At 69.4% G+C, this 22,149-nt stretch carries 16 protein-coding genes; 8 read left to right on the top strand and 8 right to left on the bottom strand.

Annotated elements, in window-relative coordinates; translation table 11 throughout:
* Positions 1-24: 24 nt before the first annotated feature.
* From NS1_RS10435 to NS1_RS10445, 3 genes are all read right to left on the bottom strand, one after another.
* The gene (locus tag NS1_RS10435; RefSeq protein ID WP_062983724.1) at positions 25-1,767 is read right to left on the bottom strand and encodes an NTP transferase domain-containing protein; all 1,743 of its coding nucleotides are present in this window, start codon (positions 1,765-1,767) and stop codon (positions 25-27) included.
* A gap of 95 nt (positions 1,768-1,862) precedes the next feature.
* Complete coding sequence (locus NS1_RS10440; protein ID WP_056812765.1) at positions 1,863-2,153, bottom strand: MGMT family protein; 291 nt, start codon at positions 2,151-2,153, stop codon at positions 1,863-1,865.
* Between the two features lie 3 nt (positions 2,154-2,156).
* On the bottom strand, positions 2,157-2,945 hold the full coding sequence (locus NS1_RS10445; protein ID WP_062983726.1) for an alpha/beta fold hydrolase: 789 nt from the start codon (positions 2,943-2,945) through the stop codon (positions 2,157-2,159).
* Between the two features lie 115 nt (positions 2,946-3,060).
* Between NS1_RS10445 and NS1_RS38935 the strand changes: the two genes are divergently transcribed.
* From NS1_RS38935 to nudC, 4 genes are all read left to right on the top strand, one after another.
* On the top strand, positions 3,061-6,885 hold the full coding sequence (locus NS1_RS38935) for an ATP-dependent helicase (protein WP_084503654.1): 3,825 nt from the start codon (positions 3,061-3,063) through the stop codon (positions 6,883-6,885).
* Positions 6,882-10,502: an ATP-dependent helicase gene (locus NS1_RS10455; protein WP_062983728.1), complete on the top strand. Its 3,621-nt coding sequence runs from the start codon at positions 6,882-6,884 to the stop codon at positions 10,500-10,502. The genes NS1_RS38935 and NS1_RS10455 overlap by 4 nt, the downstream gene beginning before the upstream one ends.
* 196 nt (positions 10,503-10,698) lie before the next feature.
* A complete protein-coding gene (locus tag NS1_RS10460) occupies positions 10,699-11,754 on the top strand; it encodes a potassium channel family protein (protein ID WP_062983730.1) in 1,056 nt (351 codons plus the stop codon).
* 118 nt (positions 11,755-11,872) lie between these two features.
* Positions 11,873-12,775: an NAD(+) diphosphatase gene (gene nudC / locus NS1_RS10465; RefSeq protein ID WP_062983732.1), complete on the top strand. Its 903-nt coding sequence runs from the start codon at positions 11,873-11,875 to the stop codon at positions 12,773-12,775.
* A 9-nt stretch (positions 12,776-12,784) separates the two neighbouring features.
* Here nudC and NS1_RS10470 read toward each other — a convergent pair whose 3' ends face one another.
* On the bottom strand, positions 12,785-13,018 hold the full coding sequence (locus NS1_RS10470) for a mycoredoxin (protein WP_056812750.1): 234 nt from the start codon (positions 13,016-13,018) through the stop codon (positions 12,785-12,787).
* A gap of 158 nt (positions 13,019-13,176) precedes the next feature.
* On the opposite strand from NS1_RS10470, the gene NS1_RS10475 reads away from it, so the two are divergent.
* The 3 genes from NS1_RS10475 to NS1_RS10485 all read left to right on the top strand — a co-directional run bounded on the left by NS1_RS10475 (position 13,177) and on the right by NS1_RS10485 (position 16,232).
* Positions 13,177-15,327, top strand: a complete 2,151-nt coding sequence (locus NS1_RS10475; protein ID WP_062983734.1) for an ATP-dependent DNA helicase UvrD2 — start codon at positions 13,177-13,179, stop codon at positions 15,325-15,327.
* Positions 15,328-15,437: 110 nt separating this feature from the next.
* Positions 15,438-15,770 carry a hypothetical protein gene (locus NS1_RS10480; protein WP_157125159.1) on the top strand — a complete coding sequence of 111 codons (333 nt, stop codon included), beginning with the start codon at positions 15,438-15,440 and terminating at the stop codon, positions 15,768-15,770.
* A 138-nt stretch (positions 15,771-15,908) separates the two neighbouring features.
* Entirely contained in the window at positions 15,909-16,232 is a 324-nt protein-coding gene (locus NS1_RS10485; RefSeq protein ID WP_101468522.1) for a WhiB family transcriptional regulator, read from the top strand.
* A 72-nt stretch (positions 16,233-16,304) separates the two neighbouring features.
* Here NS1_RS10485 and NS1_RS10490 read toward each other — a convergent pair whose 3' ends face one another.
* From NS1_RS10490 to NS1_RS10500, 3 genes are all read right to left on the bottom strand, one after another.
* Positions 16,305-17,654 carry an ABC1 kinase family protein gene (locus NS1_RS10490; protein ID WP_444980725.1) on the bottom strand — a complete coding sequence of 450 codons (1,350 nt, stop codon included), beginning with the start codon at positions 17,652-17,654 and terminating at the stop codon, positions 16,305-16,307.
* 61 nt (positions 17,655-17,715) lie between these two features.
* Complete coding sequence (locus NS1_RS10495; protein ID WP_062983739.1) at positions 17,716-18,597, bottom strand: TOMM precursor leader peptide-binding protein; 882 nt, start codon at positions 18,595-18,597, stop codon at positions 17,716-17,718.
* Between the two features lie 209 nt (positions 18,598-18,806).
* Entirely contained in the window at positions 18,807-20,264 is a 1,458-nt protein-coding gene (locus tag NS1_RS10500) for a zinc-dependent metalloprotease (RefSeq protein ID WP_062983741.1), read from the bottom strand.
* Positions 20,265-20,392: 128 nt separating this feature from the next.
* Here NS1_RS10500 and NS1_RS10505 point away from each other — a divergent pair, with 128 nt between their 5' ends.
* Complete coding sequence (locus tag NS1_RS10505) at positions 20,393-21,418, top strand: YlbL family protein (protein WP_084503638.1); 1,026 nt, start codon at positions 20,393-20,395, stop codon at positions 21,416-21,418.
* Between the two features lies 1 nt (position 21,419).
* On the opposite strand, the gene NS1_RS10510 is transcribed toward NS1_RS10505, so the two are convergent.
* Positions 21,420-21,998 (bottom strand): PPA1309 family protein, encoded by a 579-nt coding sequence (locus tag NS1_RS10510; RefSeq protein WP_056815859.1) that lies wholly within the window; start codon positions 21,996-21,998, stop codon positions 21,420-21,422.
* Positions 21,999-22,149: the final 151 nt, after the last annotated feature.

The raw sequence follows: 22,149 nt of genomic DNA on the forward strand, positions 1-22,149 counted from the left end.
TCTCGATCATTGTCGATAACCCGGTCAGGAAGGGAGGGGGATGAATTCGACGGTTGCTCCGTCGGTGGCGTTCGGGGGAACGATGACCAAGCCGTCGCGGTCTATCAGGCCGGCCAGGTGAGCCGTGCGGACTACCGGGTCGCCGACCCAGCCGCCGTCGGGGGCGTAGCGGGCGGGGGTGATGCGTTGGACCGGGGCGGTGATCTCGGCGGCGTTGTGGAGTGGGCCCAGGATCTTTCGGGGGAGGCGGGCGCCGGTGCGGGCGGCGACGATCGCGGGGGTGAGGGAGAGGAGGACGGCGATGGCGGCGAAGGGGTTGCCGGGGAGGCCGAGAACGGTGGGGCCCGTGGGGAGTTCGGCGACAACGGTGGAACCGCCTGGGCGCAGCGCGAGTCGGGGGACCAGGACGCGGGCCTCGGCTCGGGCGATGGCGGTACGGAGTTGGTCGGCCGCGCCGCCGCCGGTGGCGCCGACTACGACGAGTAGGTCGAAATCGGAGGTGTCGGTGAGCATGTCGTCGAATCCGTGCGCCGTGTCGCGCAGGTGGACCCGGTCGACGACGCGAACGCCGCAGCCCGCGAGGAGATCTGGCAGGACGGGACCGATCGAGTCGCGGGTCTGGCCGGTCTGAAGGGGTCCGGTGCTGCGAATTTCGTCGCCGGTCATGACAATTCGCGCGCGAACGGGTCCACGGACGGTGCCCGTGATGACCTCGACCGAGGCCGCGGCCGAACGGAGGGCGGCGGTGACCCGAGTGCCCGCCGGGGCGACGAGATCGCCGGTCTTCCTGTCCTCGCCGCTTTTTCGGACATCGCCGCGAAACGGGGTGTCGGGGAGTCGGGCCAGCTCGTCGCCGGTGATGGTGGCGAATTCGTCGCGCACAACCGAGGTGGTGCCGTCCGGAACGTGGGCGCCGGTGGCGATGCGTACCGCCTCGCCCGAGCGCAGGCCCTCCGGCCGCGCGCCGCCCGCGAAGCCGACGTCGCGCCGCAACTGCCACGGACCCTCGCCGCAGACGGCGTAGCCATCCATGGCGGAGACGTCGAAGCGGGGCAGTGGGCCCGCCGCGGTGATCGCCGCCGCCAGTGCGGCACCGGGGACTTCGCTCAGCGCGGCCTCGTAGGCGACCAGGGGAGTCAGGCCGGTGCCGAGGCGTTCGCGCGCTTCGGTGAGGTCGAGGCGGGCCGACGCGCGGTCGGTGGCCAAGGATTCACGGGCGCGGCGGACCTCTTCCTCGGTATCGCAGTCGGCGATATCGGGGAGCTCGACCAGGACGGTCTCGGCGGGCACGATGGCCTTCATCGGCTGGTTCACCAGTGAACCCAGTCCCGCCACCGCTGCCACCAGCGCGCTGCGCCGCCAGACGCCGACGAGGTATTGCGGGCGACCGGAGGCGTCGATCGCGAAAACGGCATCGGCGGTGGACTCGGTTGCCCTGCGCAGCAATTCGTGGACGGTGGCAGCGGTGAGGAACGGCATGTCGGCGGCCAGCACGACAATCCACGGGGCCGCGGTGCCGAGTGCGCTCAGACCGGTGCCGATCGCCGCGACGGGCCCGGAACCCGGCGGCACCTCACGAACCTGCCGGAACCGCGAATCGAGTGCGGGACGGTACGGACCGACCACCACCACCTCGGCGCAGTCGCGCACCGAATCCAGCGCGGCGTCGAGCATCGATCGCCCACCGATCACGATCGCCGGTTTGTCGACCCCGCCCATCCGACTGGCTCGTCCACCCGCGAGCACGATGGCATCGACGGCGGTCATCGGCTGATCCTGAATCGGGTGAACGGCACGAAAGTCATGCTAGTAGGCGTGCTGCCGGTGCTCGAGCCGCCCGCGCGGTCGAGGGTGGCGGTCGCTCAGAGTCGCGCGGTGCGCAGAACGACACGACCGTCGACGACCGGAACACCTTCTTCGGTGAGCAGCCGCAGCTGGCGGGTGGCCAGGTGCGCGGCGGGACGGCCGCTGGCGCCGATGACACGGTGCCACGGCAGATCCGCGGAGTCGGTGCGCATGATCCAGCCGACGGTGCGAGCCGAGGACAGCCCGGCCGCGGCGGCGATGTCGCCGTAGGTCGAGACGCGACCCGGTGGGATCGCGGCGACGAGTTCACGGACCTTCTCCACCTGCTCCTCCGTAGTGACAGCCACGGGCTACAGGACCCTGGCGATCAGCGCGGCGGTGTCGGCGGGGCGGGCCTGGGCGACCATGTGATCGCAGTCCCAGACCTCGGCAGTGAAGTCGTCGAGGTGGTCGGTGAGGGCGGCCAGGAACTCCTCGGTGACATAGGGCGGCTGCACCTTGGCGGCGCGGACCAGCACCGTCGGCAGGCCAGCGGGCGGCAGCACGAACTCTCGCGCCAGCTGACCCCAGTACGAGGTGATCGCGGGCTGGAAGATGCGCCAGCCGACCCGGCCACCCTCGGTCGGCACGAGGTGCTCGGCCAACTCCCGTTCGAGGATCTCGGGATCGACTTCGTCGGGTCCCCACGCGCTGACCTGCTTGTCGGAGCGGGCTTCGGCGAGATCGGTGTAATCCGGGGAGGCGAGATTGGCCACGGCGATCTGCTCGATCAGTTTCGCGTCGATGCCGATGGCGGGATCGAGCAGCACGAGCGCCCGCACGAGGTCGGGGTGCTGCCGGGCCAGATGGATGCCGGTGGCGCCGCCGAACGAATGGCCGACCACGACGACGGGTCCGTCGGTCTCGGCACGAAGCAGCTCCGCGAGATCGGCGACGATCGTTTCGAAATCCCACGGCGGCAGCGAGGTGGAGCGGCCGTGTCCACGCAGGTCGGGGGCGATGATCCTGGCCTCGGGCAGGTGCTCGGCGGCCAGGGTTTCCCACCGGTTGCCGTGGCCGGTGAGACCGTGCAGGGCGAGGACGACGGGACCGTCGGCGGGGCCGAATCGGTGCACATGAAGCGACGACACGACACCCATTCTGGCCGGTCGCGCACAGTCTCGCAGCGTGTCCCTCCGGTAGGGGTGCGCCGGAGTGTCGGACTGGTCTGTTGCAATAGCCGATGTGGTGCGATCGGATAGCTCGGTGCGACTCGTGCGCCGGACAACGCGGGCGCCCCGGCCGCGGGCCTGGGGTGCGTCCGTTCGCGCGCTGTTCGCCGAGCAGGCCCAGCCCGCGCCGCCACGTCCGGGGTGGCGGCCGTGGCAGGTGATGGGCGGGCCGGGGACGGGTAAGACCTCGCTGCTGATCGACCTGGTGACCGCGCGGATCGTCGACGGCGCCGACCCGGCCTCGGTGCTCGTCCTCACCCATACCAAGCACGCCGCGGCCGCGTTGCGCGATGCGATCACCCATCAGCTGGGGCCTGCCGCGGGTGGCATTCCGGGCGCGAGCCGGGAACCGATGGTGCGCACGCTGCACTCCTACGCGTTCTCGGTACTGCGTCGGCATGCGGAGCTGCACGGCAATCCGCCGCCGCGACTGCTCACCGGTGCCGAACAGGACGCGGTGCTCCGGGAGATGCTGCGCGGCGATCTTACCGACATCGAAGCCGGGGCCGGGGGCTTGTGGCCGCCGCGCCTGCAGCCCGCGCTCGCATTGGGTGGCTTCGCCGAGCAACTGCGCGACCTGATGTTGCGCGCCACCGAGCGCGGACTCGGGCCGGAGGACCTGATGGCCCTCGGTCGTGAACACGACAACGACGCGTGGGTGGCGGCCGGGCGGTTCTTCCAGCGCTACGAACAGGCGTCGATGCTGCGCTGGTCGGTCGGTGTCGCCGCGCCGGAGGCCACCGCGCCCGCCCTCGACGCCGCCGAACTGGTCGGTGCGGCGCTCGACGCCCTGGCCGGTGACCGGAATCTGCTTGCCGCCGAACGAGATCGGATTCGCTACCTGCTCGTCGACGACGCGCAGCACCTCGACCCGCAGGCCGCGACGCTCGTGCGCGCCATCGGCAGCGGCAGCGCGAGCACCGTCGTCACCGGCGACCCCGACCAGGCGGTCTTCACCTTCCGCGGCGCGGATTCGCACTTCCTCACCGACCTCGACACCGCCGCGTCGCGTCGAATCATCTTGCGGCACAACCATCGCAGTGGCGCGCCGATTCGATTGGCGAACGCCCGCATCGCGGCGAGGTTGCCGGGCAGTGCCCGGCACCGGGTGCTGCCGGGGCAGGAGAACGAACCACCCGAGCCCGTAGCAGGTCAGGAGCCTGAACTCGAGGGTGACGTCGATCTGTTCGCGCACGCCGACCTACCCGAGGAACCACGCCGTCAGCGGGCCGCGGACCGCGACGTCAGCGCGGAATCCGCGCGGCCCGATTCAGCGGCATTCGACGAAATACCCGACAAAGACATCTGGCCGGGGCATCTGCCGCCCGATGACGAGCCGCCGCCCGATGACGAATGGGCGGCCCCGGAGGATTCGCATCCCGTCGACGAGTCGAGTGTGCGGGTGCGGGTGCTGTCGACGCCGGCCAAGGAGGCGGCGCTGATCGCTGATCACCTCCGCCGCGCGCACCTCACCGATGGGGTGCCGTGGTCGGCGATGGCGGTGATCGTGCGGTCGGTGCCGTTGTCGCTGGCGCCGTTGCGGCGGGCATTGCTGGCGGCGGGGGTGCCGGTGCGCAGGCCCGCGGTGGCCGAGCCGTTGGCGCGGCGGCGTGGAGCGGCATGGATGGTGCTCGCGCTGCGGGTGCTGTTGGCGGGGGATCCGTCGCGGCCGGGCTCGCGGCGGGCGATCGACGCGATGTTCTCGCCCGACGATGCGATGGATCTGCTGTCCGGGCCGCTCGGCGGGGCCGACCAGATCGCGCTGCGCCGGCTGCGCCGGGGTGTGCGGCGCAGCGTGCTCGACCTGGAACGCACGGGTGCGCTCGCCGAGCCCTTCGTCGACGGCGCCGACCAGTTCCTGCTCTGGGAGGAGGCCGCGCCCGCGCCGGAAATGCCGGAGCCCGAACCGGATCCGGTCGACGACGAATGGCTCCCGCCACCGGACCCGGACGACCCGCTGCGCCCGGAACCCGAACCGGACTGGGATATCGCCGAGCGACTACCTGACGATATCGACCTTCTCGATGTCGAGAACCCGCCTGCCGCGAACACCGTCGTGGAAGTAGTACGCCCCGAAGCGCCCGCGGTGGCGCTGATCGACCAATCCTCGGCCGAGGTCCTGCGCGACCTGATCGTCGGCGTCGGCGAACAGCGGTTGCTCGACGGGCTCACCGAAGTCGAGGCCGCGCCGCTGCGTCGGGTGTTGCGCGCGGTGGCGAAGGCGAAGGAGACGCAGGCCAGGGGGCAGGGTCTCGAAGACGTGCTGTGGACGCTGTGGACGAATTCTCGGCTGGAGCGGCGCTGGTTCCGGCAGTCACGGCGCGGCGGGGCCTCGGGCATGCAGGCCGATCGCGATCTCGATGCCGCCGTCGAATTGTTCGATGCCGCCGCCGCTTACGTCGACCGGCTGCCGAAGGCGAGTATCGACGGGTTCGTCGAATACCTTCTGCACCAGCAACTTCCACAGCAGGGTAGACCGCTGACCGCGGAAGGCGAGGCGGTGACCCTGCTCAGCGCGCACGCCGCCGCAGGCCGGGAATGGGACGTGGTGGCGGTGGCCGCCGTGCAGGAGGGTATCTGGCCGAACCCGCGCTCGCGGGGCACGTTGCTCCACACCGAGGATCTCGTCGACCTGGTCGGCGGGGTCGATCCGAGCGCGACCGTGAGCCGGGCCGCACCGATCCTGGCCGAGGAACGCAGGCTGTTGCTCGTGGCGTGCAGTCGGGCTCGGCAGTCACTGCTGGTCACCGCTGTCGAATCCGCCGCGGGAGACCAGGATCTGGTGCCGTCGCGGTTTCTCACCGAGCTCGTCGGCGACGACGACAGCGGGGAACCCGGCGCGCTGCCGGTCGCCGATCCCGGGCGTGCGCTGGTCATGCACGCGCTGGTCGCCGAATTACGCGGGGTGGTGTGTGATCCAGGGGGCGACCCCGAACGTCGTGATCGGGCGGCACGTCAGCTGGCCCGGCTGGCCGACGCGGGCGTGCCCGGCACCGACCCCGGCGACTGGTACGGCACCGCCGAACTCAGCTCGCAGCGCGAGCTCTGGGACGACGACGATTCGCCGATCGGGCTGTCTCCGTCGACGGTCGAGCTGTTGCGCACCTGTCCGCTGCGGTGGGCGCTGGAACGGCACGGCGGTACCGACGGCGACAACCCGCACGCCGTGAAGGGCAATCTCGTGCACACGCTCGTGCAGGCGCTGGCGGGCGATGTCCCCGAGGCGCAGGTGCACGCGGCACTGGACCAGGCGTGGAAAACGGTCGACCCGGCCGACGGCTGGCACTCGCGACAGGAACTTCGCCGCACCGAGACGATGCTGGAGACCTTCCTCTCCTGGGTCCGCACCACGCGCGGTGAGCTCACTCAGGCCGGGGTGGAAGTACCGGTGGACTGCGTGTTGCCCGCGCGCGCGGAAGGCGCACGGGCCGTGCGGATTCGGGGGCGCATCGATCGGCTCGAACGAGATGCGCAGGGGCGCTTCGTCATCGTCGACGTGAAGACGGGCAAGACGCCGGTCAGTGAGAAGGCGGCGGCCGATCACGCCCAGCTGGCGACCTACCAGGTGGCGGCCGCGCACGGCGCCCTGGACGAGGAGGAGTCCGAGGAGCCGACCCCGGTGGTCGATCCCGGTGGCGCGCGGCTGGTCTATGTCGCCAAACCGAACCGCAAGACCGGCGCGGCCGAACGCACACAGAACGCGCTCGACAGCGACGGACTCGACCAGTGGCGCACCACCATTCACGATGCGGCCGACGCGACGCGCGGTCCCGGATATCTGGCGGTGCGCAACGACGGGTGCAGGCACTGCCCGGTCGCGGGCAGTTGCCCGGTGCAGGACACCGGACGGCAGGTGACCGACGAGTGAGCGGCGTGCGCGTCACCCCGCAGCGGTTGGCCGACGCGCTCGGCCTGCCACCACCGACCGATGAGCAGGCGGCGGTCATCGCCGCGCCACCAGGGCCCACCTTGGTCGTCGCGGGCGCGGGTGCCGGCAAGACCGAGACGATGGCCGCGCGGGTGGTGTGGATGGTGGCCAACCAGCTGGTCGCCCCGGACGAGGTACTCGGGCTGACCTTCACCCGAAAAGCCGCCCAGCAGTTGACCTCTCGTATCCGTACGCGGCTGGCCCGGTTGGCGGGCGCGCCGCTACTGCGCGAGATCGACCCCAGCGGCGCGCTGCGCACGATCGTCGCCGGGGCCGAGCCGGAGATCAGTACCTACCACTCGTACGCGGGCAGGCTGCTCACCGCGCACGGGCTGTTGCTGCCGGTGGAGCCCTCGGCGGCCCTGCTCACCCAGACCCAGCTGTGGCAGCTCGCGCACGAGGTGGTGCGGTCCTGGGACGGCGACCTCGATACCGACCGCACCCCGGTCTCGGTGACCGAGGCGGTGCTCGCCCTGTCCGGGCAGCTCGCCGAGCACCTGGTGGAGCCGGAGCAATTGGCCGAGGCGCACGCGGAGCTGGAGAAACTCGTCTACACGCTGCCCGCCGGTCCACGTCAACGCGGCGGGCCGAGTCAGGCGCTGATCGGCGTCGTGACCGCGCAGCGTGAGCGCGTCGCCCTGTTACCGCTGGTCGGCCAGCTCGCCGAAGCCCTGAACCGCCGCGGCGCACTGGATTTCGGCTCCCAGATGTCGCTGGCCGCGCAGCTCGCCGTCGACCACCCGGAAGTCGCCGCCGCCGAACGCGCTCGATTCAAGCTGGTCCTGCTCGACGAATACCAGGACACCGGGCACGCCCAGCGGGTCCTGCTCTCGGCGCTGTTCGGCAATGCCGAGGCGGTGCGACAGGATCGGCCGAGGCAAGCGGTTCGGATTCGGGGTGACGCGCAGCCGACTCGTGCGCACGCGGCCGACACCTTGTTCGGGGTGGACGATCAGGACCCGGCATCCCCGCGGGGGCGCGGCGACGGACCTGGACACGTGGGCAACCTGTCGCTCCGTGGTGACTCTGTCGGTGACGTACCCGGACCATCGCAGGCCCTCGCGGTGACGGCGGTCGGCGACCCGATGCAATCCATCTACGGGTGGCGTGGCGCTTCGGCGGCCAATCTGCCGAGGTTCGCCACCGACTTCCCCGCTGCGCCAGGGGTTCCCGCACCGGTGCTGCCACTGCTGACCAGTTGGCGGAATCCGCCCGAGGCGTTGGCGTTGGCGAATCTGGTGGCCGACCCGTTGCGGATGGTGGCACGGGCCGCCGGCGGAGCGACGGTGGACGCGTTGCGGGCCAAGCCGCAATCGCATGCGGGGGTAGTCGAGTTCGGGCTCACCGAAACCATTGCGCAGGAGCGCGACTGGATCGCCGAGCGGATCGCGCGAGAGTGGGCGAGCGCACGGGAGAACGAAGCGCCGCCGCCCACCTCGGCGGTGCTGGTACGACGCAACGCCGATGCCGCGCCGCTGGCCGAGGCACTGCGTGAGCAGGGGCTGCCGGTGGAGATCGTCGGTCTCGGCGGGTTGCTGGCGACCCCGGAGGTCGCCGATATCGTCGCCACACTGCGGTTGATCGCCGAACCGGGGACCGGGAGCGCGGCGGTTCGGATTCTCACGGGGGCCCGGTGGCGGATCGGGGTGGCCGACCTCGCCGCCCTGGCACGACGCGCGCGGATGTTGTCCATCAGCAGTGTGTCCGGTGGCGACGCGAACGCGATCACCGATGCCGCCGGACTGGCGACGGCGCTGCGCGAGGTGGCGCCCGAACCGACCGAGCAGGCCGGGCTGGCCGATGCCATCGCCGATCCCGGTGCGGCGGACCAGTATTCGGAGGCCGGGTTCGCGCGAATCGCCGCCTTGAGCGAAGAGCTGGCCGCCTTGCGCGAGCGCAGCGGACAACCGCTGGTCGAACTCGTCGCCGATGTCGAACGCACCATCGGGGTCGGCGTCGAGACCCAGACCAGGCGCGCTATCGCCGGTGGCGGTGCGGGTCGCGAGCATCTCGATGCCTTCGCCGAGGTGGTCGCCGGATACGCGGCCGACTCCAGGGCATCGCTGAGCGGTCTGCTCGCCTTCTTCACCGCGGCCGAATCGGTCGAAAACGGTTTGGAGCCGGGTGAAGTCGAGGTCGCGCGCGATCGCGTGCAGATTCTCACCGTGCACGCCGCCAAGGGCCTCGAATGGGAAGTCGTCGCCGTGCCGCATGTGAGTGCCACGGTGTTCCCGTCGACGACCGCGTTGAGCACCTGGCTCGGCGCACTCACCGAACTCCCCACCACCCTGCGCGGTGACCGCGCCCAGCCGGACGCGTCCGAAGGCGTGCCCGTGCTCGACCTGAGCGCGGTGGGGGACCGCTCCGAACTCGAACACGCGATCGCCCACCACAAGGACGCGCTCAAGAGTCGCCGCCTCGACGAAGAACGTCGCCTGTTCTACGTAGCGCTCACCAGAACCGAACGGGTGCTGCTGGTTTCGGCCTACTACTGGCCCGAGACGGGCAGTTCGCAGAAAGGACCGTCGGAGTTCCTGCTCGAGCTCAAGGAGGCGAACGAGAACCCGGACAGCGCGGCCTACGGCGTCGCCACCATCGCCCGCTGGGACGACAAGCCCGCACCGGACGCCGTGAACCCCTTCGCCGACAACCCGCCGACCGCCCAGTGGCCGCGTGACCCACTCGGCAACCGTCGCGACCCCATCGAACAGGGCGCCGCGCTGGTTCGCGAGGCTCTCGATACATTGCGCAGCGGCACAACGGTTTCCGACAGTGCGTCGGGTGATCAACTCGAGGCGGCGGAGCTCGTAGAGGACGACCCGGAAGGGTGGGTCAACGACGTCGACGCGCTCCTCGCCGAATTCACCGCCGCCGAACTCGCTGAACAACAGGTGGAACTTCCGGGCCAACTCCCTGCCACCGCCCTAGTGGAACTACGCGCCGACCCGACCCGCTTGGCCGCTCGTCTGCGCCGCCCCCTTCCGTACCCGCCGAATCCGATGGCCCGGCGTGGCACCGCTTTTCACGCCTGGGTGCAGTCCTGGTTCGGCACCGAACAGCTGCTCGGCCTCGACGAGCTACCCGGCGCCGCCGACAGCACCACCGAGATGGGCCGCGCCGATCAGGAACTCGCCGCCATGCAGTCGGCCTTCCGCCGGTCACCGTGGGCGCACCGCAATCCTGTCGACGTGGAAGTGCCGTTCGAAACCAGCATCGCGGGCACGGTGATCCGCGGCCGCATGGACGCCGTGTTCGCCGAACCCGGCGGCCGCTGGATCGTGGTCGACTGGAAGACCGGCGCCGAACCCGGCCCTGCCGACGAGCCCGCCGTCGCCATGCAGCTGGCCGTCTACCGCCTCGCCTGGGCCCGCCTGATGGCCGCCCGCACCGGCGAGACCGAGGACCGGATGCTCCAACGCGTCGGCGCCGCATTCCATTACATCCGCTCCGGCCGCACCATCGCCCCCGAGCAACTGGCGGGCCCAGCCGAACTGGCGCGCCTCATCCACGACGCCGCACCGGAAAACGCCGACACCGATCCACACGAGGCCCACTGAGCCGATAGTGTTGCGCTCGCCGAGGAAAGCTCGAGGCGAACAGGGGCCGGTTATTCGGCGGCGAAGCCGCCGGTTTTCGGCCGCCTTGATCTGGACTGACCAGAGGGTGCGACGAAGGAGTACCCGGCGGGAGGGAAGATCAAGGTACCCAGGCCGAAAACCCGCGGCGCCAGCCGCCAGAGACACAGGAGCAGGCATGTTCGGTGACACGCGCAACCCGGTCGGGTTGAGCAGCAGTCCCGACTACGCCCTGGTCGGTCTGTTGCGGATCCCGGCGGCGCAGTCGAGCCCGTGGGTCTCGCTCACCCGTCGCGTGGTGTTCGCGATCGCGCTGCTGTTCACCGCTGCGACAGTGGTCTATGTCGGCCGCGACGGCTATAGCGACAACACCGGCGACGAGCTGTCGTTCCTGGACGCGATGTACTACGCCACGGTGTCGTTGTCCACCACCGGCTACGGCGATATCGCCCCGGTGACCCCAACGGCACGGCTGGTGAACATCATCGTCATCACCCCACTGCGCGTCCTGTTCCTCATCGTGTTGGTCGGTACCACTCTCGGCGTGCTGACCGAACGGTCGCGGCAGGCATTCAAGATTCAGCGATGGAGGCACACCGTGCGTAATCACACCGTCGTCGTCGGCTACGGCACCAAGGGCCGCACGGCGATCGATGCGATGGTCGGTGACGGGATCCAGGTGTCCGACATCGTGGTGGTCGATACCGACCCCATCGCGCTGGAGGCCGCCGCCGCGGCGGGTCTGGTGACCGTGCACGGTTCGGCGACCAAATCCGATGTCCTGCGGCTGACCGGCGTGCAGCGTGCCGCCGCGGTCGTCGTCGCCACCAATCGTGACGACACCGCCGTGCTGGTGACGCTCACCGCCCGCGAACTGAACAAGACGGCCAAGATCTCCGTGGCCATCCGTGAAGCGGAGAACACCCACCTGGTCCGCCAGTCCGGCGCCGACTCGGTGGTGGTGTCCTCGGAGACCGCGGGTCGACTGCTCGGTATCGCCACCACCACACCCACGGTCGTGGAGATGATGGAGGATCTGCTCACGCCCGAGCAGGGCTTCGCCGTCGCCGAACGCGAGGTGGAGGAGGGCGAAGTGGGCGGATCGCCGCGCCATCTCAGCGACATCGTGCTCGGTGTGGTGCGCAACGGGGCACTGATCCGGGTCGGCGAACCCGAGGTCGACGCCCTCGACGCGGGCGACAAACTGCTCTACATCCGTCGCGCCGGAAAGTAGTCACCCGCCCGACCAAGGCGTACCTCCGCATTCGCTACGGCCGTGCGCAGCTGAGGAACGCTGTCGCGGCTGCGCTCATAAGGCGTACCTACGCATTCGCCGCGGCCGTGCGCGGCCTATGCTCGGCAACGTGTCATTCCGGCTGAAAGACGTTCCGCTGCTGTCACGTTCCACCATCGACCGGGCCGAGCACGCCCGGCTCGATCCCGGCGCCCTGCGCGAAGGGTGGGGCAAAGCCAAGATTCTGCGTATCGACCCGCGCGGGAAAGTGCGGGTCGAGGGCGACAAGATCGTCCTCGACGCGGCTGCTTCGGTGGCCGCGGAGCCCGGTGACGGGACGGTGTTCCTCGGTGTCGTCGACGGCAGCCACCTGTGGGCGATGCGGGCGACCGACCTCGACGGCACGCTGCGGGATCTGCGCACGCTCGGGGCCGTCGACGACTTCACCGCTGAGCTGCTGTCCACCGCGTACGCGCTACTCAACTGGCACGATCGGGCCGGATACCACGGCGGCGACGGCACGGCCACCACGTCGGCGCGCGGCGGTTGGTCGCGGCTCACCGCCACGGGGGAGGAAGAATTCCCGCGGATCGACCCCGCGGTGATCTGCCTGGTCCACGACGGTGCCGATCGCGTGCTGCTCGCCCGCCAGCAGAGCTGGCCGGAGACGATGTTCTCGCTGCTGGCCGGCTTCGTGGAAGTGGGCGAATCGCTGGAGCACTGTGTGGAACGGGAGGTCCGCGAGGAGGTGGGCGTCGACCTGCGCGATATCCACTACCTCGGCAGCCAGCCGTGGCCGTTCCCGCGCTCGCTGATGGTCGGCTTCGCCGCGGTCGGCGACCCCGCCCAGGAACTCGTGTTCTCCGATGGCGAGATCGCCGAAGCGCATTGGTTCACGCGCGAAGAGGTCCGCGCCGCCTTGCAGGTCGGCGACTGGTCGGCGCGCGAACCCGGCGCACGGCTGCTCGTACCCGGATCCATCTCGATCGCGCGATCGATCATCGAGTCCTGGGCGGACTGACTCGGCGGATCAGGCCTGCTGGGCGGCCAACGCCTGCTTGACCGCGGCCAACGACGGGTTGGTCGCGGTGGACCCGTCGCGGTACTTGATCGTCGGCACGACGTGGTTGCCGTTGTTGACGCTGCCGACGAACTCGGCCGACGCGGGATCGTCTTCGATATCGATCACCGTGTAGGTGATGCCCGCCTCATCGAGCTGGGTCCGCAGGCGTCGGCAATAGCCGCACCAGGTGGTCGAGTACATCGTCAGATCTGCCGTTGCTTCAGTCACGCGATGTGCAACGTCGCGACGCGGCTCGGTGTTCCTTGCCCGATCCGGGACCGACGGGTGACGGTGCTCGATCGCGCGATCGTGGCCGTGGGATCGGCGGGCGTCGCGGCAAGTTGTCGGGGGGCGCTGTCATGATGGTGCGCGTGCCAGCACTCGATCTCACCGCCCTCGACCCGGAACAGGCCGCCGCGGTGCGGGCACCGAGGGGGCCGGTCTGTGTGCTCGCCGGTGCGGGCACCGGGAAGACCAGGACGATCACGCATCGGATCGCGCACCTGATCGCGGGTGGGCATGTGAAGGCCGACCAGGTGCTGGCGGTGACCTTCACGGCGCGGGCCGCGGGGGAGATGCGCAATCGGTTGCGCACGATGGGGCTCGGCGGCGACGCCGGACAGGTTCAGGCGCGCACTTTCCACGCCGCGGCGCTGCGGCAGTTGCGGTATTTCTGGCCGCAGGTGGTGGGGGATGTGCCGTGGCGACTGATCGACAGCAAGTTCCCCATCGTCTCGCAGGCCGCGCAGCGGGCGGGGCTGCGCGCCTCCACGGAAATGGTGCGTGACCTGCTCAGCGAAATCGAATGGGCCAAGGCCTCGCTGATCGCGCCGGAGGACTATCCGGCCGCCGCTGCCCGTCATCATCGTGACGCGCCGGTCGACGTGGCCAAGGTCGCCGAGGTGTACCAGGGCTACGAATCCGCGAAAGCCTCCGCCGACGGTCTGCTGCTCGACTTCGACGATCTGCTCCTGCACACCGCGGCCGCGCTCGAGGACTATCCGGCCGTCGCCGACGAGTTCCGCGGTCGCTATCGCAGTTTCGTCGTCGACGAATACCAGGACGTCACGCCGCTGCAGCAGCGGGTGCTCGACGCGTGGCTGGGTGAACGCGACGACCTCACCGTCGTGGGTGACGCGAACCAGACCATCTACTCGTTCACCGGCGCCACCCCGTCCTACCTGCTCGATTTCTCCCGGCGCTTCCCCGACGCCACGGTGGTCCGGCTCGAACGCGACTACCGGTCGACTCCCCAGGTGGTGTCGCTGGCCAACCAGGTGATCGGGGCCGCGCGCGGACGCATCGCGGGCACCCGCCTCGCCCTGATCGGTCAGCGGCCCGCCGGTCCGGAACCGGAGTTCGCCGAGTACGCCGATGCGCAGGCCGAGGCCGTCGCCGTCGCCACACAGATCCAGAAACTGATCGCCGCCGGGACGCCGGCTTCCGAGATCGCGGTGCTGTACCGGACCAACGCGCTGTCCGAACCGTTCGAACAGGTGCTCGGCGCCCGCGAGATTCCGTTCCAGGTGCGCGGTGGCGAGGGGTTCTTCCACCGTCAGGAGGTGCGGCAGGCGGTGTCGGCGTTGCGTCAGGTCGACGCGCGCGACGACCTGCCCGATGCGGCGCGCAGTGGATCGTCGCTGATCACGTTGGTACGGGCCGCGCTGGCGCCGGTCGGTCTCACCGCGGAGGAACCGGCCGGTGCGCAGGCGAAGGAACGGTGGTCCTCGCTGCTGGCACTGGTGCAGCTCACCGAGGAACTGGTCAGCCACGACGACGAGATGGACCTCACGGCGCTGCTGCGCGAGCTCGCGACCCGTGCCGAGGCCAAGCATCCGCCGACCGTCGACGGTGTCACCCTGGCCTCGCTGCACGCGGCGAAGGGCCTGGAATGGGACGCGGTGTTCCTGGCCGGGCTCACCGACGGCACGCTGCCGATCTTCCACGTGCTCGGCAAGAAGAACACGGCTGTCGACGAAGCGGGACTGGAAGAGGAACGACGGCTGCTCTACGTCGGTGTCACGCGGGCACGCGAACATCTGAGCCTGTCGTGGACCCAGCGGCGGCTGCAAGCAGGCGGGGACTACCGGCCGGTGACCAGGTCGCGATTCCTCAACGGGCTGATTCCGGACAGTTCCTCGGCCTCGCGGATCGCCGTCGAGGTCAGGGCCGAGGCCCCACGTCCGCTGTGCCGGGTGTGCCTCAAGCCGTTGATCGGCACTCATGCCACCATGCTCGGCCGCTGCCGGCGCTGCCCGGGCGAAGTCGACCCCCAGTTGCTCGAGGCGCTGAAGGAATGGCGAGCAGAGAAGGCCGAGGCTCTGCAGCGGCGCGACTTCGTGGTCTTCACCGACACCACCCTCACCGCCATCGCCGAGCAACTGCCCGCCGACGACGCCGCGCTGGCGGCCATCGCGGGCATCGGTGCGAAGAAGATCGAACAGTACGGTGCCGACGTGCTCGCGATCGTCGCATCACGTTTGAAGACAACGGCACAAAACCCCAGGTAGAAAATAAGTTGTTCGGTTCTCGATCATTGCCTATGGTGGAGAACACGCACCGAGAGTGATCCCGGTGCGCGGTAATTGTTCACACACGAGTTCAGGAGGGAGGCAGACACATGAACACGAACACGAACACCACGTTCGATGCGATGAGCAATCGCGTCCTGGCGAACGCATTTGTCATGTCCGCCTCCCGGGGGGTCCTCGCTCTGCAGGGGACCGGCCTGTCCGGCGTCGATGTCAAAGCTGTGCCGATGACTGTCGTCCATCAGCACACTCCGATTCGTCTCCAGGACAAGCCCAACGTGGGTTGGCAGCCGACCGCTGTTGCGGCACCGGCAGCAATCGCCGATGAAGCCGGTTACGCACCGGAGTTCATCGGCGCAATCCGCCTCCGCGTCCACCCAGCGACCGTGATCAGGTCTCGACAGAAATGTCGAACTAGGTAGGGAACACCTCCCAGACCTCCTGGCCACGGATCGCGAGAAGCGAAATCCGTGGCCATCTTTATATCGGCTCCTCAGCCGTAGGCACCGGGTTCGCACACCGAACATTCCACCGCTGCAAACGAGCTGAAGGAGAACGACGTGTTCACCGCCCAGGACTGGCCGACGGCCACTACTGACGTGACATGCCGAACCGTGGCGCAGACCCCTCGCGTCCGTGAGGTCACCAAGACTCTGCCCTGTAGGGGCGGAAACCCGGATCTGTGGTTCGCCGAGAGCCCCACCGATCTCGAGCAGGCCAAGGAACTGTGCGCGGCCTGCCCGATCCGCAAGGGCTGCCTGACCGCGGCCATCGATCGTGCCGAGCCGTGGGGCGTATGGGGCGGTGAGATCTTCGACCAGGGTGTCGTGATCGCCCGCAAGCGCCCCCGCGGTCGCCCGCGCAAGGTCGCGATCATGGCATGAACCCGGGAAAAGGGTTGTACCGCAAGCGAACCGCTCACCTCGTCATGGTGAGCGGTTCGTTTTGCTTTGTGCTTACGAGGCTTGTTCGGCGCGGAAGCCCGGCACCCAGGTCCGTACCAGGTCCATGAAGCCGAGTTCCGCGTCGAGTTGGGCCAGGATTCCGACCGAACCACCGAGCACCCGGAAAACGGTGAGGTACTCGGCCGGAAGTTGCAGGGCGCGAGCGGTTTTCATCTCCGGGCTAGAGAACTCGGACGCCTTGCCCGCCACCCGTTGCATCCACGAGCGGGTGAAGTGGAAGGTGTCGGTGCGAATCGGGTCGCTGAACGGGCGCAGGTACGCCTCGATCTCCTCGTGGGTCACCACACGTCCCGGAATGACCCAGCCGTGCTCGTAGAGCAGTTCGGTGAGCGCCGCGTGCTCGTCGGCGACAGCGAGGGCCAGCATTCGGCCCAGGATCTCCGGGAAGCCGTCCGGCATCGGCGCACAGGCGCCGAAGTCGAGCACGGCCAGGGTGCCGTCGTCGCGCACCAGGAAATTGCCGGGGTGCGGGTCGCCGTGCAGCAGGCCGACCAGTTCGGGCGAGCTGAAATGGAAGGTCCCCATCAGCTCGGCGATCCGGTTGCGCTGGGCCAGGGTGCCCTCGGGATCCTCGGCGCCCGCCTTGATCAGTGCCGATACCGGGGTGCCGTCGAGCCATTCGGTGACGATCACCTTCGGGGATCCGGCCACCACCTTCGGGACCGAGATGGTGGGATGCCCCTCGAACGCGGCCGCGAATCGGCGCTGGTTGGCGGCCTCGATGCGGTAGTCGAGTTCTTCCTCGGTGCGTTCGGTGATCTCGGCGAGCAGCGGCTTCACATCGGCGCCGGGGATCACCGACGAGAGCAGTCCGGTCATCCGGGACAGCGTCTTGAGGTCGGCGCGCAGCGCGTCGTCGGCGCCGGGATACTGCACCTTCACCGCCACCGCGCGTCCGTCGGCCCACACCGCGCGGTGCACCTGGCCGATGCTGGCCGAGGCGGCGGGGGTGTCGTCGAAGGACTCGAAGCGGTCCCGCCATTTGGTGCCCAGCTGCTGGTCGAGCACGCGGTGCACCGTCTCCGCTGCCATCGGCGGCGCCGCGGCCTGCAGCTTGGTCAGCGCCTCGCGATAGTGCTCACCGAACTCCTCCGGAACGGCGGCCTCCATCACACTCAGCGCCTGCCCGAACTTCATCGCGCCGCCCTTGAGCTCACCGAGCACGGTGAACAGCTGCTCGGCGGCTTTCTGGTTCAGGTTGGCGTTGATCTGCTTCTTGTCACCACCGACGAGCTTCTTACCGAACCCGACAGCGGCTCGTCCGGCGATGCCAAGGGGAATCTTGGCCATCTTGGCATTGCGGCTGGAACTGCGGCGCACGATCTCGGACACGGTACCCATCATGGCCGAACCTGCGGGGTGTGTGCCATAAGAATGCTCACACCGGCCGGTGCGACGCCCGTCACCGCGAGGTTCCCGGCGTGCGTGCGGCCATGTTCCGGCACCCGCATTCCTGATGCGGCAGCCACGGCCGACGCTGGATCTCATGGGTGTCGAGGTCCAATTCCACGGTGGCGTCGAACGTGCGCGGTTCCCGCCGCGGGGAACAGGCGATGATCGCCTCGAGTTCGCCGAGCGCCAGCGCGGTCGTCGCCGCGATGCCCGCCGGGGAGGCGTGTCCGGTGCGGCCGAGTAGCTGGGCGGCCAGGTGCGGCCACTCGACATCGAATCCGGCCCGGGTCAGATCGGCACAGCGTAGGCAGCTGGTCTCGCCGGGCAGGACGAGCGGGCCGACCACGCCGACCCCGTCGCGGACCCGCACCTGCAGGTGCGGCACCCGGCGCAACATCAGATCCACCGACAGTGCTGGGTCGATCATCAACGCGTCGGTGAGCACCACCAGATCGTCCGAGCCGGTGCCGACCGGCGTGTCCGGTCGGTACTCGCGCGAGCGGGTCGGCCGAAAACCCATGCGCCGCAATCCGATCGCCACGGCATCGGAGAGCGGCCCGAGGCCGTGCACGGTGATGGCGCGGATCTTGCCGAGAGCGGGTTCGGATTCGGGTTCGAGCAGTAGACCCGCACGCTCGATCGCGGCGAGCATGCCCATGGTGCGGTCGGGACTGATACCGAATTCGCCCGCACGCCAGATGATCTGGGGCCGTGATTGCAAGCCGTCGAGCAGGCGCAGGAAGGCGAGCACGGTACCGGTGTCGTGATCGGTGGTTTGGAGCAGCAGCGCGCGTTCGGGGTCCCAGCCGAGTTGGACCGTGCCGGACGGGCGAACCAAGGTGGTCACTCGCGGGTGGAGCATCGGGCCGCGCAGTGGGGAGGTGGTCGTCATGGCTGAAGTATCGGCACTCGGCAGCGGCTCATCGTGCGCCGAAAGTGCAGTTATCCACAGGGTTTCGGCGTGTCGGTTCGAGAATTACGAATTGTGAACAGCCGATGTACCGCGGGTCGTCACGGCATTTTCCGATGAACGTGCGCCACGCGACCGTGTCGCGCCACCGAGATCGGAAGATTTCTCCCCGACCTCGGTGGCGGTGCGGATCAGGACTTGCCCGCGCCGGAATCGGGGTCGGCATCGCCCTCGTCGCGCGGGGTTTCGTCGGACTCGTCTGTCTTGGCTTTGTCGCGATCGGCCGCGTCGCGTTCGCGCGCCTCGGTCTCGGCCAACTGCGCCAGCGGATCGTCGAAAGCGCCTGTGCCGCCGCCGATAATGGAGTCGATGAAACCGGCGGGCGAGTCGAGATCGGTGGAATCGGGCAGCAGATCGGGGTGTTCCCACACCTTGTCGCGCCGCTCCATCCCCGCATCGGTGGTCAGCCGCCGCCACAGCGCGGAAGCCTCACGAACCTTGCGCGGACGCAACTCCAGTCCGACAAGCGTCGCGAACGTCTGCTCGGCGGGCCCACCCGTCGCCCGGCGGCGACGCAGCGTCTCCGACAGCGCGCCCGCGCCCGGCAGGCGCTCACCCACCGCATCGGTGACCACGACATCGACCCAGCCCTCGATCAGCGCCAGCAGGGTCTCGAGTCGCTCCAGCGCCTGCTTCTGCTCCGGCGTGGTCTGCGGCTCGAACGTGCCCTGGGAGAGCAGTTCCTCCAGCTTGGACGGGTCGCTCAGCGACATCGGGTCGATGCCCTGCGCGGCTTCCTCGATCGCGGAGAAGTCCATCTTGATACCGCGCGCGTAGTCCTCGACGGCACCGAGCACTTGCTGACGCAGCCACGGCACATGTGCGAAAAGTCGCTGGTGGGCGGCCTCGCGTGCCGCCAGGAAGACGATGATCTCGCTCTCGGGCTGCTCGAGCCCCTCGCTGAACGCCGCGATCGCGGTCGGCAGCAGCGCCGCGGTACCGGCCGGGCCGAGCGGCAGTCCGATATCGGTGGAGGTCAGCACCTCCTTGGCCAGCTGGCCGAGCGCCTGACCGAGCTGGGAACCGAACGCCAGCCCGCCCATCTGGCCGAGCATGCCGACCATCGGCCCGGCGAACTGCTTGGCCTCCTCGGGCAACTGCGCGGTCCACATGCCCGAGATCTGCTCTGCCACCGGGTCGCACAGGCGCTTCCAGGTGGGCAGGGTCTCTTCGATCCAGTCGTTCGGGGTCCACGTGACCGTCTTGGTGGCGCCCGCGGGCAGCACGGTGGCGCCGTCGAGCCACAGCTCGGCCAGGTGCGCCGCGTCGGTCACCGCGGTGGTGGTGCCAGCGGCGATCGGAGCGATGGTGGAGCCGAGCTGCTGGCGGGCCAGGCGCTTGGCGACGTCGTAGTTGACCGGGCCGGACTGCGCGCCGCCGGGACCCATGCCCTGGCCCATGCCGCTGATCATCTGCCCGAGCTGGCTCAGCATCTGGCCCAGCTGCGACGGATCGAAGCCGCCCGCGCCGCCGACGCCGCCCGCTCCGAACCCGAACGGATCGTTTCCGCCAGGTCCGTTGCCCTCGTCGCGACGCTTGCCGGAATCGTCGTCGTCGCCGGTCGAGAAGCCGAAGGGGAGATCGCTCATACCTCTTACGTTACGCGGGACCCCCGGGCCCACGGTGTTCGCGCATCGCGAAATCGCGCGACAACGGCCACGCCGCAAAAGCGTGCCACTACCGTCGGTCCCGGGCGCTGATCACTACTGTGGTCCGAGTGAATCGTCGGATCCTCACCCTGATCGTCGCCCTCGTTCCCGTACTCGTGCTCGGCGTGGCCGGCAGCGTGGTCACCGTGCCGTTCGTCGCCCTCGGCCCCGGCCCCACCTTCGACACCCTCGGCCAGGTCGAGGGCAAACAGGTGGTCGATGTCACCGGCGCGCCACTGGATCCCACGAGCGGGCACCTCAATATGACGACCGTGTCGGTGCGCGACGGGCTGAACCTGTTCGAGGCATTCGGGTTCTGGGTCAGCGGTGAGCACGGCCTCGTGCCGCGCGCCGAGGTGTACCCGCCTGGCGTGTCGCGCGAGGAGGTGGACAAGTCCAACCAGCAGGACTTCAAGGACTCCGAGAGCGATGCCGAGGTCGCCGCGCTGCACTACCTGAAGATGCCGACCGTCGTGCTGGTGCGCGGACTCGGTGAAGAGGGCCCGGCCAAGGGCGTGCTCGAAGTCGGCGACGAGCTGGTCAGCATCGACGGCACCCCGATCACCACGCCCAAGGACGTGATCGACATCGTCGGCACCAAGGCGCCCGGCGACACCATTACCGTCGTCTATCGCCGCGGCGACGCGGAGCAGACCAGCCCGATCACGCTCGCGCCACGGCCCGGCGACGAGGCCAAGGGCTACCTCGGCATCACCCCCGGTGAAGGTGGACGTCCGCCGCTGCAGGTCGAGTTCAACCTCGCCGATATCGGCGGCCCGTCGGCCGGACTGATGTTCAGCCTCTCGCTGATCGACAAGCTCTCGCCGGGCGAACTCAACGGCGGTAAGTTCGTCGCGGGCACCGGAACTATCGACCAGGATGGCAAGGTCGGCCCGATCGGTGGCATCCATTACAAGATGATCGCCGCGCGTGAGGCAGGCGCGGAAACGTTTCTCGTTCCCGCCGACAACTGCAACGAGGCCGGTCAGCGGGCGCCCGAGGGCCTTCGCTTGGTGAAGGTCGACACCCTCGACAGCGCGATCACCGGACTGGCCGACATCAACGCCGGCCGCGCGGCGATCGGCTGCGGGTAGGTCACTCCAGCGTGTGGTGCAGGGCCTCGATCAGGCCCGGCGCCAGGTTGGGGTAGGTGCGCAGATCGAGATCGCCGAAGCCGTCGTCGTCCTCGGGGCGGATCTGCAGCAGGCACAGGGTGGCGCCCTGGCGCAAGACGCCCGCGATTAGTCGCGCGTCGCGGCGACCGGGATGCGCGTGCGCGGCGGCACGCCCGGCCGCGTCGGCGGCTTCGTCGTCGGCGAGTAGCGGAACCAGCGCCTCATCGAGATCGCTCTCGGCGTCGGGCGGCAGCACCACGATCTCCTGCACCAGCACGCAGCCCTCGACCGCGGGCGGCCAGGTGGTGGTGGCCAGGAACTCGTCGAGCGCCATCGACCCGCCGGTGATGTCGTCGGGAAATGCCTCCTGGGCAACAGGGGTCAGCTCGCTGCCGTCGTCGAGCTGATCCTGCAGGTCGGGTTCGGCCGCGGCCAGGTCGGCGGTCGGCACCAACGCGAACATCTGCGGCGGGTTTCCCCAGCCCTCGGCGTCGGCGAACTCGACGACCTCGCGCACACAGCGGGCGAGGAGAACTTCGGCGTGCTCGTCTTCGGTCACCCGCACATCCAATCATTTTCGGCCCAGACGCTTGCACGGTGTCCGATTTCCGTAGAGTGGGCGCCAACGGTCCGGTAACGGATCACCCGCAACATTCGGACTGCGGTGACTGCGCCGATCACGGTGTGGAACCGCCGGAGCATGGAGAGTG

This window comes from Nocardia salmonicida NBRC 13393, from assembly GCF_001613085.1.
GTDB classification, from domain to species: domain Bacteria; phylum Actinomycetota; class Actinomycetes; order Mycobacteriales; family Mycobacteriaceae; genus Nocardia; species Nocardia salmonicida.

What these genes read in the sequence shown, in the direction of transcription:
- NS1_RS10460 (WP_062983730.1), top strand. Translation starts at nt 10,699, where the DNA reads ATGTTCGGTGACACGCGCAACCCGGTCGGGTTGAGCAGCAGTCCCGAC.
- NS1_RS10435 (WP_062983724.1), bottom strand. Translation starts at nt 1,767, where the DNA reads ATGACCGCCGTCGATGCCATCGTGCTCGCGGGTGGACGAGCCAGTCGG.
- NS1_RS10445 (WP_062983726.1), bottom strand. Translation starts at nt 2,945, where the DNA reads ATGGGTGTCGTGTCGTCGCTTCATGTGCACCGATTCGGCCCCGCCGAC.
- NS1_RS10470 (WP_056812750.1), bottom strand. Translation starts at nt 13,018, where the DNA reads ATGTACTCGACCACCTGGTGCGGCTATTGCCGACGCCTGCGGACCCAG.
- NS1_RS10480 (WP_157125159.1), top strand. Translation starts at nt 15,438, where the DNA reads ATGAACACGAACACGAACACCACGTTCGATGCGATGAGCAATCGCGTC.
- NS1_RS10495 (WP_062983739.1), bottom strand. Translation starts at nt 18,597, where the DNA reads ATGACGACCACCTCCCCACTGCGCGGCCCGATGCTCCACCCGCGAGTG.
- nudC (WP_062983732.1), top strand. Translation starts at nt 11,873, where the DNA reads ATGCTCGGCAACGTGTCATTCCGGCTGAAAGACGTTCCGCTGCTGTCA.
- NS1_RS10500 (WP_062983741.1), bottom strand. Translation starts at nt 20,264, where the DNA reads ATGAGCGATCTCCCCTTCGGCTTCTCGACCGGCGACGACGACGATTCC.
- NS1_RS10490 (WP_444980725.1), bottom strand. Translation starts at nt 17,654, where the DNA reads ATGGGTACCGTGTCCGAGATCGTGCGCCGCAGTTCCAGCCGCAATGCC.
- NS1_RS10475 (WP_062983734.1), top strand. Translation starts at nt 13,177, where the DNA reads ATGATGGTGCGCGTGCCAGCACTCGATCTCACCGCCCTCGACCCGGAA.